Below are 13,066 nucleotides of genomic sequence, written 5' to 3' on the forward strand. Positions count from 1 at the left end.
GCCGGGCGCAGGCCCGGCCGCAAGGGTTACAGCCCCATATAGGCCTCGCGGATGCGGGCATCTCCCGCCAGCACGGCGGAGGGACCGGTCATGGTCACCCGCCCGGTCTCGATGACGAAGCCGTGGCTGGCCAGGTCCAGCGCGGTCAGCACGTCCTGCTCCACCAGCAGGATGCTCAGCCCGGTGCCGTTCACCTCCTTCAGCGCCTCTCCCAGCGTTTCGACCAGCCGCGGCGCCAGCCCGAGGCTGAGCTCGTCGATCATCAGGAGCCGCGGTGCCGACATGATGCCGCGGCCGATGGCGCACATCTGCTGCTCGCCGCCCGACATGGTGGTGGCGTCCTGTCCCGCGCGCTCGCGCAGGATCGGGAAGGTCTCCATGACGAAGTCGAGGTCCCGCGCGACCTGCGCCTTGTCCTGCCGCAGATAGGCGCCGAGCAGGAGGTTGTCCTTCACCGACAGCCCCTTGAAAAGCCGCCGCCCCTCCGGCACATGCGCCACGCCCGCGCCGAGGATCGTGTCGGGGGCCGTGCCGCCTATCTCGTGCCCCTCGAGCCGGATCGAGCCGGATCTCGGCGCGATCAGCCCCGAAATGGTGCGCAGGAGCGTCGTCTTCCCCGCGCCGTTCGAGCCGACGATGCAGGTGATGGCGCCCGCCTCGACCCGCAGCGACACGTCCCAGAGCACCTGCACGTCGCCATAGCCTGCCTCCAGCCCGTCGATTTCGAGGATCGTCTCAGGCACCGGCCATCTCCTTCTGGAATCTCTCGGCGAATTTCGGCCCCAGATAGGCCTCGATCACCTTGCGGTCATGGACCATCTCCTGCGGCGGGCCCTCGGCGATCAGCTCGCCATGATGCAGGACCAGCACGCGCGAGGACAGGCTGAGCACCACCTTCATCAGATGCTCGATGATCAGGATCGACACGCCGCGCGCCGCGATCCGGCGGATCAGGTCGAGCGCGCCGTCGATCTCGGTGGCGTTGAGCCCGGCATTCACCTCGTCGAGCAGGAGCACCTTGGGCGACATGGCGAGGCTCTTCGCCAGCTCCAGCCGCTTGCGGTTCGGCAGGGTCAGCGAGGCGGCAGGCGATTGCGCGACATGGCCGAGCCCGACGAAGTCGAGTTCCCGAGCGGCATGCTCATGGGCTTCGGCGAGGCTTTCGGGATGGCCGCCGAACAGCGCCGAGGCCGCGACGTTCTCCAGCACCGTCATCTTCGGGAAGGGCTGCACGATCTGGAAGGTCCGCGCCAGCCCGCGCCGCGCCGCCTGGAAGGGCTTCTGCTTCGTGACGTCCCCGCCTTCGAACAGGACCTTCCCGGCGGTCGGCGTGTGGACCCCGGTGATGGCATTGACCAGCGTCGTCTTGCCCGCGCCGTTCGGCCCGATCAGGGCAACGATCTCGCCCTTCTCCAGCTTGAAGGACACGTCGTTCACCGCCTTGATGCCGCCGAAGGCGCGCGAGACGTTCTGCAATTCGAGGATCGCGGTCATCCTGCCTTCCTTTCGGCAGCGTTGCGGCGCGGCCGGCGGTACAGGATCGCGCGCCAGTCGAGTTTCAGGATGCCGCCGGGCAGGAAGAAGATCAGCGCGACGACGATGGCGCCCATGATCGCGCGGTTCCATTCCAGGAAGTTGGCCCAGAACACCTCTTCGAGCAGGGTGAAAGCCACGGCGCCGACGACCGGGCCCAGCAGCGTGCCCGCCCCGCCCAGCATCGCCATCACCGGCACCTGCACCGTCATCACGATGTCGAAGCTGTCGGTCGGGTCGATATAGCCGACCCAGGAGGCATAGACCGCGCCGACCGCGCCCGGAAACACCGCAGACAGCACATAGGCCGCGATTTTGTAACGGGTGGTGTCGATGCCCACCATGTCGGCGGCATCCTCGTTCTGCTCGATGCAGCGCAGGCCGAAGCCCAGGCGGGACCGGTCGGTGATCACGTTGGCCAGGAAGGCCGCCGCGACGATGCCGAGCATGACATAGAGCACCAGCGCCGAGACTTCCGGCGGGCGGCCCTGCAGCAGCGGAACGTTCAGCCCGTTTCCGCCGCCCGTGACCTCGCCCCAGGACGAGACGACCAGCCGCGAGATGTCGACGAGCGCGATCGAGCCGATGGCGAAGTAGTGGCCCTTGAGCCTCAGCACGATGGCGCCGAGAACGAAGGACACGCCGCCGACGAAAGCCGCCGCGGCAAGCCAGGCCAGCGCGGCCGGAACGCCCGAGCGCTGCGCCAGCGCGCCGACATAGCAGCCGATGCCGTAGAAGGCGGCGGTCGAGAAGGACGGGTAGCCGGTGAAGCCGCCAATGATGTTCCAGCTCAGCGCCAGCGCGGTGAACATGGCGATGGAGATGGCGATGCGCACCTCGTAATTGCCCAGCAGCACCGGCGTCAGCGCCAGCGCCGCCAGCCACAGCGCCATGGCGATGAGCGGCCAGGGAGATTTCTTGGCCATCACTCGTATCCTTTCACGCCGACCAGGCCCTGCGGCCGCACGATCAGCAGCACCAGCATCAGCACGAAGCCGACGGTGATCGCGTTCTGCGGGCCGATCAGCACGCCGGCGAAGCTCTCGATGATGCCGAGCGCGAGCCCGCCCACCAGCGCGCCCGAGACGCCGCCGAGCCCGCCGATCACGCAGATCACGAAGGCCTTGCCGAGGAACACGCCCGAGAGGTTGGTGGTGACCGGGAAGACCATGGCGAAAACCGATCCGGCGGCGCCCGCCATCAGCGCGGCGATGCCGAAGGTGACCGCATAGATGTGGTTGACCTTGATCCCCATCAGCGCCGCCGCCTCGCGGTCCATGCGCACCGCGACGATGGCGCGGCCGATGCGGGAGGTGCGGAGCACGACGAAAAGCAGCGCGGTCAGCAGCAGAGCCAGCCCCATGCCGATCAGCCGGTCCACGGGCATGGCGATGCCCCAGAAATCGAGCCGCCCGAAATCCATCGACACCCGGCGCGGCGTGGCGGTGAACCAGACCGTCATCAGGTTGTAGAGGATCATGTCCAGCCCGAAGGTCAGGGTCAGCGTGGTCAGCACCGGCGCCGAGACGACCTTGTTGATGAAGAGGTACTGAAGCCCGTAGCCCAGCCCGAACAGGATCGCCGCCACGAAGGGCAGGATCAGCACCGGGCTGACGCCGGTATAGGCCCAGGCGAAATAGGTCAGGTAGCCGCCGAGCACGATGAAGGAGCCGTGCAGCATGTTGATGACGTTCAGTACGCCCCAGACCAGCGAGAAGCCGATGGCGATGCAGGCATAGAGCGTGCCGAGCACCACTCCGTTCGCCAGTATCTGTGCGAGACCCATGAGGTTCTTTCCTTGCAGGAGCCCCGGCCGGTGGGAGCCGGCCGGGGTGCGTCAGGTGCCGGTCGAGCTCACTTGAGGAAGGTCATCCCGGCATTGGCGATGTTCTCGGGGTAGAGGATCTTGATCTCCCCGCCCTGCACCTGGATGATCGGCATCTCGCGGCCCTGGTTCATGCCGTTGCCGCCGAACTTGATCGGGCCGTAGAAGGTCTCCATGTCGGTCGCCGCCAGCGCGTCGCGCATCGCGACGGGCTCGATCGTGCCCGCGCGGGACGCAGCATCCGCCACCACGTCGAGCGCGGCGGCGCAGGAGCCGTGGACATAGTCGGGATCCTCGCCGCCCGAGGCCTCCAGGAAGTCCTGGTAGAAGGCGTCGGTCGACGGCCAGGCGCCGGCAACGTCGGTATAGCCGGTCGCATGGTGCCACCAGGTGGAGCTGGTCACGCCGTCTGCCAGCTCGCCCAGGCCGTCGGTGAACTCCTTGTAGGCCGGGCCGGTCACCATGGTGATGATCGGCGCCTCGATGCCAAGGTCCTGCATCTGCTTGCGGCCGAGGATCAGGTCCTGGGTATAGCCGGTCATGTAGATCCAGTCGGGCTCCAGCGACTTGATGGTCGACAGCGCCGCGGAATGGTCGATGGCGCCGACCGGATAGAGCTCGTCATAGACGACCTCGAGACCGGCGGCCTTGGCCGAGTCGGAGGTGGCCGTCGCCATGGATTTCGGGAAGACGTCGTCGCGGCCATAGATCGCCACGGTGCCGAGATCGGGCATCTTGGCCTTGAATTCGGCGACCATCGCCTCGGTCATGCCGGTATTCGGCGCCAGCGTGCCGAAGAGGAACTTGAAGCCCTGGTCATAGACCGAGGTCGAGGAGGCCACGCAGGCGACCAGCGGGATCTGGTAGCGCTCGGCCACCGCGGCGACGATCTTGGTGTGACCCGAACCGAAGGGCGCCATCAGCACGTCGACCTCGTCGTCGTTGATCAGCTTCTCGGCCAGCTGGCCGGCGCGCTGGCCGTCGGTCTGGTAGTCGTATTCGACGATTTCGACCTTCATCTTGGTGCCGCCGACATCGATTCCGCCCGCCGCGTTCACCTTGTCGGTCCACATCTTCCAGACCAGTTCCTGCTTGTGGCCCTCGTCGGCGAGACCGCCGGTCAGCGCCAGCGGCGCGCCGATCTTCAGCACGTCCTCGGCGCTTGCGGCCGTGCCGAGCGCCAGCGCGGCCAGGGCCGCCGAGATTGCCTGGATGCGTTTGGTCGGGGTCATCTTCGCGTCTCCTCGTTGGCTGCGCCGGTGCCGGATGTCTCTCCGCGTCCGGCGGCGGTATCCGCGCCTCCGACCATATCGTCAGTATACGGCGCATTAACGAAACATTTCTCGCAGATGCAAAATTCACGGCCCCGTGAGCAATCTTTCAGCGGCAGGGCACACGGCTGGTCAATTCGTCAGCATGCCGCGAAAAGACGTCCGCAAGGGACAGGCGCGGCAGGGGAAGGCCGCCGCCCGGTTTCCCGGACGGCGGCCTGGCTGCACTGAATGCACGGCAATCAGAAGGAGAATTCGCGCTTGCCCATCTGGATGGTGACCCATTTCACCTCGGTCAGCTCTTCCATCGAATAGCGCCCGCCCTCGCGGCCGAAGCCGGAATTCTTGGTGCCGCCGAAGGGCACATGCGGCTCGTCGGAGATGGTGCAGTCGTTGATATGGACCATCCCCGCCTCCATCCGCATCGAGAAATCCATCGCCTTCTGCATGTCGTTGGTGATCACTGCCGCCGACAGCCCGTAGGTGGTGTCATTGGCGATCCGCAGCGCGTCCTCGCTGTCCTCGGCGACGATCAGCGAGACGACGGGACCGAAGGTTTCCTCGTGATAGATCCGCATTTCGGGGGTGACGCCATCCAGAACGGTCGGCTGGTAGGTGCGCCCGTCATGGGTGGCGCCGGTCAGGATGGTGGCGCCCTTTTCCGTCGCGTCCGAGATATGGCCGTCGATGAACTCGCACTGCCTTGCGCGGATCAGCGGGCCGATGACGGTCTCCGGATCGCGCGGATCGCCGACCTTGATGCCCTTGGTCTTGGCGACGAACTTGTCGCGGAAGGTCTCGAAGATCTCCTTCTCGACGATGACCTTCGAGTTCGCCATGCAGACCTGGCCCTGATGCAGGAAGACGCCCCAGGCGGCGGCATCGACGGCATAGTCGATATCGGCATCCTTCAGCACCACGAGCGGACTTTTCCCGCCCATCTCCAGCGTGAATTTCTTCAGGTTCTTCGCGGCTTCGACGGCGAGGTGCCGCCCGGTCCTGGTCGAGCCGGTGAAGGTGATCATCTTCACCCGCGGATCGGCCATCAGCCGGTCGCCGACCTCGGCCGGCACGCCGGGAATGACGTTGAGCAGACCGGCAGGCAGGCCTGCCTCGGCACAGAGATCGGCCATCACTGCGCCCGAGACGGGGGTTTCCTCCGAGGGTTTCAGGATGAAGCTGTTCCCCGCCGCCAGCGCATAGACGATCTTCTTCATCGACAGAAGGAAGGGCGAGTTGAAGGGCGCGATCCCGGCAATGACGCCCAGCGGGCGGCGCACCGACATGCCGATCTGCCCCGGCATGGTCATCGGCATGGTCTCGCCCATCACATGGCGCACGTCTCCGGCGGCCGAGCGGATGCAGTCGAGCACATACTCGATTTCCCACAGCGCCTTGCCATAGACCGAGCCGCATTCCTCGATCAGCAGCGCCTGGATTTCCGGCGTGCGGTCGCGGATCACCTCGGCGATGCGGCCCAGCATGATCTCGCGGTCGGCCACCATCGTGGCCCCCCAGGCTTTTGCGGCCCGCTCGGAGGACGCGATCGCCTCGTCGATCTCGGCGGTCCCGGCCTGATAGCAGCGGGCGAAGACCTCGCCATTGGCCGGGTTGATGCAGTCAAGCAGCGCATTGCGCGACGACGCGCGCCACTGGCCGTCGATGAAGAGCTTGTAGTGCTTCAGCCCGTCGATCTCGTCATAGCTTTGCGGGTTCATCAGTCTTTCCTCGTGTCAGTCGCGGCCCAGAGCCGATTTCGGCAGGACGCAGTGAATGCCCTTGTTGCCGTCGACGAGCTGCGTGACGCGCATGTCGGCGGCGAGCGAGCAGAGCGTGTAGGCGTCGCCCCGGTGCATCTCGTGACCGTCTTCCAGCCAGTCGATCATCAGGCGCAGCGCGGTCTTCGCCGCGTCGTCGAGATCGGGGTCGAAGGCCATGGTCATCAGCCAGTCGTCGCTCTCGGCCCTGGGCAGGCCGAGCGTCATGTCCTTGCGGAGGTGGAATTCGAAGCGGCCGGTCATGCAGGTTTCGAGCGCGGTCAGGCAGACCTCGCCATCGCCCTGCACCCCGTGCCCGTCGCCCACGGAAAAGAGCGCGCCCGCGTTCCAGACCGGCAGGTAGAGCGTGACGCCGACCTTCAGCTCCTTGTTGTCCATGTTGCCGCCATGCTCGCGCGGCTCGGCGGTGCTGATCCGCCCGTAGGAGGCCGGGGGCGCCACGCCGAGAATGCCGAAGAACGGGTCCAGCGGCAGGGTCTTGCCCCAGCTGGTCTTCACCGTCTTCGCGGCGAGGTCGATTGGCATGTGGAGGAGCCGGCGTTCCGGGAAATCCTCGGGCAGCGTGCCGAGGAGCGGCTCGACCACGTTCCAGCCCCAGCTTGCGCGCAGATCGCAGGCGAGGATGCGGACCTCCAGCACGTCGCCGGGCTCGGCGCCGTTCACCCAGACCGGGCCGGTCAGGAAATGCGGGCCGCGGCCGCGCGGGCACTGGGCGTGGACCTCCGCGTGCCCCGGCAGGATCTCGTAGCCCGCGCCCTCGGGTGGCATGTCCTCGGGCTCGCCCGAGAGCGTCTCGAACGTGACGGTATCGCCGCTGTCGATGGTCAGCACGGCCGGGCGGGCGGCGTCGAAGCTGCCCCAGGCGACAGTTGCGGGAGTGGCGGGAAGGAAATGGGTCGCCATCGGCTCAGCCTTTCACCGCGCCCATGGTCAGGCCGCGGACGATATGTTTCTGCAGGAAGAAGACCACCACCATCACCGGCAGAGTGCCGACCATGCCGATGATCGCCATCTCGCCCCAGCGCACGCCCTGCGTGGTTATGAGCGAGGGAATGCCGACGGGCAGCGTCTTGACGTTCTGGCCGCCGAGCAGGAACGCATACATGAACTCGTTCCAGGCGAAGATGAAGCACAGGACAGCCGTCGCCGTGATCCCCGGCCGCAGGAGCGGCAGCAGCACCTTCACGAAGGCCTGGGCACGGGAATAGCCCTCGACCCGCGCGGCCTCTTCCAGCTCCAGCGGCAGATCGCGGCAGAAGCTCGACAGCACCCAGACATAGAAGCTGAGATTGAAGGTCAGATAGGCGATGACGAGGCCCAGATAGGTGTCGAGCAGGTCGAATTTCGCGTAGATCAGGTAGTAGGGGATCACCAGGCAGACCGGCGGCGCCATCCGTGTGGCCAGCACGAAGAGAAAGAGGTCGTCCCTCAGCGTCATGTCCCGGTAGCGGGCGAAAGCATAGGCGGCGGGCGTGCCGATCAGCACGACAAGCGCGGTCGAGGCGCCGGAGACGATCAGCGAATTGACCAGATAGTGGTGATAGCCGTTCTCGATCATGTAGCCGAAATGCTCGAAGGTGGGGTTGAACAGCCAGACCGTCGGGCGGGCGAACATCTCGGCCTCGGATTTGAAGGCATAGCTCCACATCCAGAAGACCGGGAACAGGATCAGCGCCGCATAGGCGACGGAAAGCGTGGTGAAGATCAGGCTGTTGGCGCGGGACTTGTGCATGGGGAGCCTCTCAGAACACGTTCAACCGCCGCTTCGCGATCTGGTAGAACACGTTGCAGAAGACGAAGAAGATCAGCCAGATCACCACGGCCAGCGCCGAGGCGGTGCCGATCTCCCAGAAATCGAAGGTGTATTTGTAGCCCAGCACCGAAGGGCTTTCGGTGGTGATGCCGGGGCCGCCATTCGTCAGAATGTAGATCGTGTCATAGACCTTGAAGGCGTCGATGGTGCGGATCAGCCCGATCACGACCAGGAGGGGCGCCAGCATCGGCAGGGTCAGGCGGAAGAAGATCTGCACCGGGTTCGCGCCATCGACCTGCGCCGCCCAGAACGGGTTGGCGGGCAGCGCCTGCATGCCGGCGAAGAAGGTCAGCACCATGAAGGGCGTCCATTCCCAGATATCGACGAAAATGAGCCCGTAAAGCGCCAGATCCGGCGAGGCAAAGACCGAGGTGCCCGAGAGGATCCCGAAGTGTTCCAGCAGGTTGTAGCTGAAGAAGCCCCAGGAGCCGGCCAGCATGGTCTTCCACACCAGCCCGACGATGATCGGCGCCATCATCGAGGGAATGAAGAGGAACGGGATCAGGACCGAGCGGAACCTGATCTTCTGCGACAGGACCAGCGCGCCGATCAGGCCCAGCATGAATTCGATGGGCACGGCGATGGCGACGAAAAGCCCGGCCACCGACATGGAGTTCCAGAAGCGCGCATCGGCGAGCAGCTTCTTGTAGTTGGCAAGCCCGGCAAAGGCGCCGACCTGGCCGTAGCGCGCCTCGTGCAGGCTGATCCAGCCCATGTAGAGGAACGGCACCAGCGCCACGACCGCCAGCGTCAGCATGGTCGGCGCGATCAGCGCATAGGGGTACCAGCGGCTTTCGCGGTGATGGGTCTCCCCGGCGGCCGGTCGGTCGGCAGAGGCGGGTGCTGCGGAAATTTCGGTCATGGCTCCCTGCCCGGCATGGGATGGAAAGGGACGGCGCCGCGCGGGCGCCGCCCAGCGTTCAGCGGATCACTGCAGGATGCAGGGGTCGCAGATGGCGGTGACTTCGGCCTGAAGCTGCGCGGCAGCTTCCTCGGCGGTGAGCTGGCCGAGCCCGACCTGCTGGAACAGGCGGTTCATCACATCCGAGATCTGGAACCAGCGCGGCGCCTTCGGCGTCGCCTCGACGCCCGCGAGGCTGGCCTTCATCGCGTCATAGAGACCGTTGAGCTGGTTGCCCTCGGTCATCAGCTCCGCCCAGGAACTGTCGCGCACCGGCACGCCGACGCCGGAGGACAGCAGATCCGCCTGGGTCTTCTTCTCCGCCGCCCATTGCAGGAAGAGGTAGGTCGCCTCGGGGTTCTTCGAGTGCTTCGAGATGAAATAGCCCGAGGGCTCGCCCGCCGCGTGGTACTCGGCGCCTTCCCCGTAGACCGGGGTCGGACCGTAGACGAACTGGCCGTGCAGCGCCGAGGCCCCCTCGCGGTCGATGCCGAGCACGAAGTCGGAATAGGCGATGGACTGCGCCGCGATGCCGTTGCCCATGACGGTCGGCACGTCGATCAGCGAATATTCGGCCTGGCCGGGCGGCGAGAACTGCCAGAGGTCGCCCCAGGTCTGCAGCCCCTTGATCACCGCCGGGCTGTCGAAGGTCGGATGGCCCTCGGCGTCGAAGATGTCGCCGCCCGCATTCTTGATGAAGACCTGCCAGACCGGCACATAGGTGCCGCCACCATTCATGCCTTCCATGACGATGCCGTAGAAATCGCTGTCGAGCGTCTCGCCCGCCAGCGTCTCGCCGGCCTTGCGGGTGAAGAACTCGGCAATGTCATGGAGCTGGTCGAAGGTCGTCGCGGGAGCCAGCGGATAGCCGTATTTGGCCTCGAACGCTTTCATCTCGCCGGGATCGGCCAGCAAGTCGTTCCGCGCCCAGTAGACCATGTTGTAGTTCCAGTTCAGGAACGAATACTGGCTGTCCCCGAGGAAGGCGAGGCTGGCGAAGGCCGGATCGATCAGGTCGTCCTGCGCGAAATCCGGATCGGTCAGCGCGGCATCGTCGAGATAGGCGTCGATCGGCAGCAGCACGCCGGCATCCATCAGCAGGCCGACCTGCAGGCTGTGCGCCATCACCGCGTCATACTCGCCGCGCCCCGACAGCATGTCCGCCTGGCCGCGGTTGATCACCTCGAAATGGTTGAGGAGCTGGTAGTTGACCTTGATGCCGGTGAGCTTCTCGAATTCCGGCACGATGTCGGCGAACTGCTCCTGCAGCGGCGTCACCTCGTCGAGGATGCTGATCTCGGTGCCCTTGTAGGGCGCGGCGGCCTCCTCGTAGCTCCAGGCCGAGGCCTGTCCAGCGGCGGCAAGGGCAAGGGCACTCAGCCCAGCAGCAGATAGGGTCTTCCGTCGAAGCAGCATCGCAGCCATGATTTGCGTTTCCCTGTTCCTGTTGGATTTATTTGTGTTTTTCAGTTTTCTTGCGGGGGCGTCTCACAGCGCCCTCCGGGTCGTTCCGTCAAACAGCACCAGCCCCGCGGGGTCGATGCTGACGCCGATCTCCTGGTTGGCCTCGAACCGGTCCAGCCGCGGCGTCTTCAGCCGCAGCATCGTGTCCTCCAGCATCGCGGTGATGATCGCGTGCTTGCCGAAGGGCTCCCAGGCATAGACGGTCAGCGAGGCATCCGCGCCGCCGACCCGCATCGCCGCCGGGCGCAGACCCAGCACGACGTCGCGGGCGCCGCCGGGAAGCCGCGCCGCCAATTCGGGCGGCAGCGCCAGGTCGATGCCCTTGCCGCGGAAGCCTGCCGCGCCGCCGTCGCGGGCCTCCAGCCGGCCTTCGATCAGGTTCATCGCCGGGTCGCCGACCAGGCGCGCGACCTCGGTCGTGGCCGGGCCGAAGTAGATTTCCTCGGGCGTGGCGAACTGCACGATGCGGCCGCCGATCATCACCGCCACCCGGTCGGCGACCGACAGCGCCTCCATCGCGTCCGGAGTCGACCAGAGCGTCGGCACGGACAGCCCGGTCTGGCGGCGGCGGATCCAGCCGCGCAGCTCGTTCCGCAGCTTGGCATCGAGATGCGAGATCGGCTCGTCGAGCAGGAAGACCGAGGCGTCCTGCACCAGGCAGCGGCAGAGCGCGACCCGCTGCTTCTGCCCGCCCGACAGCGCGCCGGGCTTGCGGTCCTTCAGATGTCCGATCTGCGCGACGTCCAGCAGGGCCTGCACCTTTGCGGCCAGCTCGTCGCGGCCGAGCTTCGGCTTGCCAGGGGCGAGCAGCGGGAAGGCGACGTTCTGGGCGACGCTGAGATGCGAATAGAGCGCGTAGGATTCGAACATGTGCGCCACGCCGCGGGCCTGCACCGGCCGGGCCGACAAGTTGCGCCCGCCGAGCAGGACTTGCCCGGCATCGGGGCGTTCGAGCCCGCTGACCATCCGGCAAGCGCTGCTTTTCCCGGTGCCCGACGGCCCGGTCAGCGCCACGATCTCGCCCGGGCGGATATCCAGGTCCAGCGGCCCGACCACCGCCTCGCCCGAGAACCGCCGCGCCAGGCCCGACAGGATCAGTCCGTCATGGGTCATGCCGCCGCCTCCTGCGCGGGAGCCGCCTGGAGTTCCAGGTTCCGCCCGGTCTCCGGGTCGAAGAGGCTCAGCCGCGAGCCGTCGAAGCCCAGCCGCACCCGGTCGCCCTCGCGCAGCGGGCTCGGCCCGGGAACGTCGGCAGAGACATGCACCTCCGTCCCGTCCGGCGCCTTCGCGTCAAGCGACACCAGCAGCACATCCGTGTCGCCGCGATGTTCGCGGAAGCGCACCTCGCCCGCCATCGCCGCCCAGCCATCGGCCGGACCGTCGCCCAGAAGATGCAGCGCCTCGGGCCGCAGCCCGGCCGTCACCGCACCGGCAGGCAATCCGGCATGGTCCGGCGGCAAGGACAGGTACCAGTCCGGCCCCGACAGCACCGGCCCGGCGGGCCCCTGCTCCAGCCGCGCGGGCAGGAGGTTCATCGGCGGCTCGCCGATGAACTGCGCCACGAAGGTGTTGGCGGGGCGGTCGTAAAGCTCCTGCGGGCTGCCGACCTGCATCAGTTCGCCCGCATTCATCACCGCGATCACGTCGCACATCGCGATCGCCTCGGTCTGGTCATGGGTGACGAGGATCGAGGTCAGCCCCTGCAGCTGCTGCAGCCGCTTGATCTCGGTCCTCAGCTCGACCTTCTGGTCTGCATCGAGATGGCTCAGCGGCTCGTCGAAGACGATCACCTCGGGATTCCTGACCAGCGCGCGGCCGATGGAGACCCGCTGCTGCGCCCCGCCGGAAAGCTTGCGCACCTTCTCGCCCGCGATGCCGTCGAGCCGCAGGAGCTTCAGGATCGCGCCGACCTTCTCGGCCACCTCCGCCTTCGGCGCGCCGCGGACCCGCAGCGGGAAGGCCACGTTCTCGAAGACCGAGAGATGCGCGTAGAGCGCGTAATCCTCGAACACCATGGCGATGTTGCGCGCGCCGGGCGGCAGGGACTGCACCTCGCGGCCCGAGAACAGGATGCGCCCCGCGGTAACTTCCTCGATCCCCGCGATCATCTTCAGCGTCGTCGACTTGCCGCAGCCCGAGGGGCCGAGCAGTCCCAGCATCTGGCCGGTCGGGCAATGCAGGTCGATGCCGCGCACCGCAACGAAGCTGCCGTAATCCTTCTCGAGACTCTCCAGCGAGATGCTCATCGCGCGGCCTGCCGGTCGTCGCCCGCACGGGCAAGGGGATGGCTCGACATGCGTGTCACTCGTTCCCTGTTAACCTTCGTGAAAGGCTAGCAGCGGGAACTGCACCTGTACATATAATCAGCATACCAATTAAATGGCGCGGCCCGGGAAAAATCGCGGATTTTTGATGCATGTTGAGAACTTCGGCATTGCGGGGCGGCCGCGATGGCGGAAATCCGGCTAATCCGTACACTGT

The 13,066-nt window shown here is 66.4% G+C and carries 12 protein-coding genes; all 12 read right to left on the minus strand.

Annotation, left to right across the window (positions count from 1 at the left end; genetic code table 11):
• Positions 1–26: 26 nt before the first annotated feature.
• Entirely contained in the window at positions 27–743 is a 717-nt protein-coding gene (locus HCC78_RS09250) for an ATP-binding cassette domain-containing protein (protein ID WP_172328482.1), read from the minus strand.
• Positions 736–1,494: an ABC transporter ATP-binding protein gene (locus HCC78_RS09255; RefSeq protein WP_172328483.1), complete on the minus strand. Its 759-nt coding sequence runs from the start codon at positions 1,492–1,494 to the stop codon at positions 736–738. The genes HCC78_RS09250 and HCC78_RS09255 overlap by 8 nt, the downstream gene beginning before the upstream one ends.
• The gene (locus HCC78_RS09260) at positions 1,491–2,459 is read right to left on the minus strand and encodes a branched-chain amino acid ABC transporter permease (RefSeq protein WP_172328484.1); all 969 of its coding nucleotides are present in this window, start codon (positions 2,457–2,459) and stop codon (positions 1,491–1,493) included. Before HCC78_RS09260 ends, HCC78_RS09255 begins: the two co-directional genes overlap by 4 nt.
• On the minus strand, positions 2,459–3,319 hold the full coding sequence (locus tag HCC78_RS09265; protein ID WP_172328485.1) for a branched-chain amino acid ABC transporter permease: 861 nt from the start codon (positions 3,317–3,319) through the stop codon (positions 2,459–2,461). Before HCC78_RS09265 ends, HCC78_RS09260 begins: the two co-directional genes overlap by 1 nt.
• A gap of 68 nt (positions 3,320–3,387) precedes the next feature.
• Positions 3,388–4,590 (minus strand): amino acid ABC transporter substrate-binding protein, encoded by a 1,203-nt coding sequence (locus HCC78_RS09270; protein WP_172328486.1) that lies wholly within the window; start codon positions 4,588–4,590, stop codon positions 3,388–3,390.
• Between the two features lie 281 nt (positions 4,591–4,871).
• Complete coding sequence (locus HCC78_RS09275; RefSeq protein ID WP_172328487.1) at positions 4,872–6,347, minus strand: aldehyde dehydrogenase family protein; 1,476 nt, start codon at positions 6,345–6,347, stop codon at positions 4,872–4,874.
• Positions 6,348–6,362: 15 nt separating this feature from the next.
• The gene (locus HCC78_RS09280; RefSeq protein ID WP_172328488.1) at positions 6,363–7,310 is read right to left on the minus strand and encodes an acetamidase/formamidase family protein; all 948 of its coding nucleotides are present in this window, start codon (positions 7,308–7,310) and stop codon (positions 6,363–6,365) included.
• A gap of 4 nt (positions 7,311–7,314) precedes the next feature.
• Positions 7,315–8,139: a carbohydrate ABC transporter permease gene (locus tag HCC78_RS09285; RefSeq protein WP_172328489.1), complete on the minus strand. Its 825-nt coding sequence runs from the start codon at positions 8,137–8,139 to the stop codon at positions 7,315–7,317.
• A 10-nt stretch (positions 8,140–8,149) separates the two neighbouring features.
• Positions 8,150–9,082, minus strand: a complete 933-nt coding sequence (locus HCC78_RS09290) for a carbohydrate ABC transporter permease (RefSeq protein ID WP_216671085.1) — start codon at positions 9,080–9,082, stop codon at positions 8,150–8,152.
• A 66-nt stretch (positions 9,083–9,148) separates the two neighbouring features.
• Positions 9,149–10,546, minus strand: coding sequence for an ABC transporter substrate-binding protein (locus tag HCC78_RS09295; protein WP_216671086.1), 1,398 nt, complete (start codon positions 10,544–10,546; stop codon positions 9,149–9,151).
• Positions 10,547–10,609: 63 nt separating this feature from the next.
• Positions 10,610–11,698, minus strand: coding sequence for an ABC transporter ATP-binding protein (locus tag HCC78_RS09300; RefSeq protein ID WP_172328490.1), 1,089 nt, complete (start codon positions 11,696–11,698; stop codon positions 10,610–10,612).
• The gene (locus HCC78_RS09305; protein WP_172328491.1) at positions 11,695–12,831 is read right to left on the minus strand and encodes an ABC transporter ATP-binding protein; all 1,137 of its coding nucleotides are present in this window, start codon (positions 12,829–12,831) and stop codon (positions 11,695–11,697) included. The genes HCC78_RS09300 and HCC78_RS09305 overlap by 4 nt, the downstream gene beginning before the upstream one ends.
• Between the last annotated feature and the right edge of the window lie 235 nt (positions 12,832–13,066).

This window comes from Mangrovicoccus sp. HB161399, from assembly GCF_013184745.1.
In the GTDB taxonomy this organism is placed as follows: domain Bacteria; phylum Pseudomonadota; class Alphaproteobacteria; order Rhodobacterales; family Rhodobacteraceae; genus Mangrovicoccus.

Coding starts and splice junctions, on each gene's coding strand:
- HCC78_RS09255 (WP_172328483.1), bottom strand. CDS start 1,494: ATGACCGCGATCCTCGAATTGCAGAACGTCTCGCGCGCCTTCGGCGGC.
- HCC78_RS09260 (WP_172328484.1), bottom strand. CDS start 2,459: ATGGCCAAGAAATCTCCCTGGCCGCTCATCGCCATGGCGCTGTGGCTG.
- HCC78_RS09265 (WP_172328485.1), bottom strand. CDS start 3,319: ATGGGTCTCGCACAGATACTGGCGAACGGAGTGGTGCTCGGCACGCTC.
- HCC78_RS09270 (WP_172328486.1), bottom strand. CDS start 4,590: ATGACCCCGACCAAACGCATCCAGGCAATCTCGGCGGCCCTGGCCGCG.
- HCC78_RS09275 (WP_172328487.1), bottom strand. CDS start 6,347: ATGAACCCGCAAAGCTATGACGAGATCGACGGGCTGAAGCACTACAAG.
- HCC78_RS09280 (WP_172328488.1), bottom strand. CDS start 7,310: ATGGCGACCCATTTCCTTCCCGCCACTCCCGCAACTGTCGCCTGGGGC.
- HCC78_RS09285 (WP_172328489.1), bottom strand. CDS start 8,139: ATGCACAAGTCCCGCGCCAACAGCCTGATCTTCACCACGCTTTCCGTC.
- HCC78_RS09290 (WP_216671085.1), bottom strand. CDS start 9,082: ATGACCGAAATTTCCGCAGCACCCGCCTCTGCCGACCGACCGGCCGCC.
- HCC78_RS09295 (WP_216671086.1), bottom strand. CDS start 10,546: ATGGCTGCGATGCTGCTTCGACGGAAGACCCTATCTGCTGCTGGGCTG.
- HCC78_RS09300 (WP_172328490.1), bottom strand. CDS start 11,698: ATGACCCATGACGGACTGATCCTGTCGGGCCTGGCGCGGCGGTTCTCG.
- HCC78_RS09305 (WP_172328491.1), bottom strand. CDS start 12,831: ATGAGCATCTCGCTGGAGAGTCTCGAGAAGGATTACGGCAGCTTCGTT.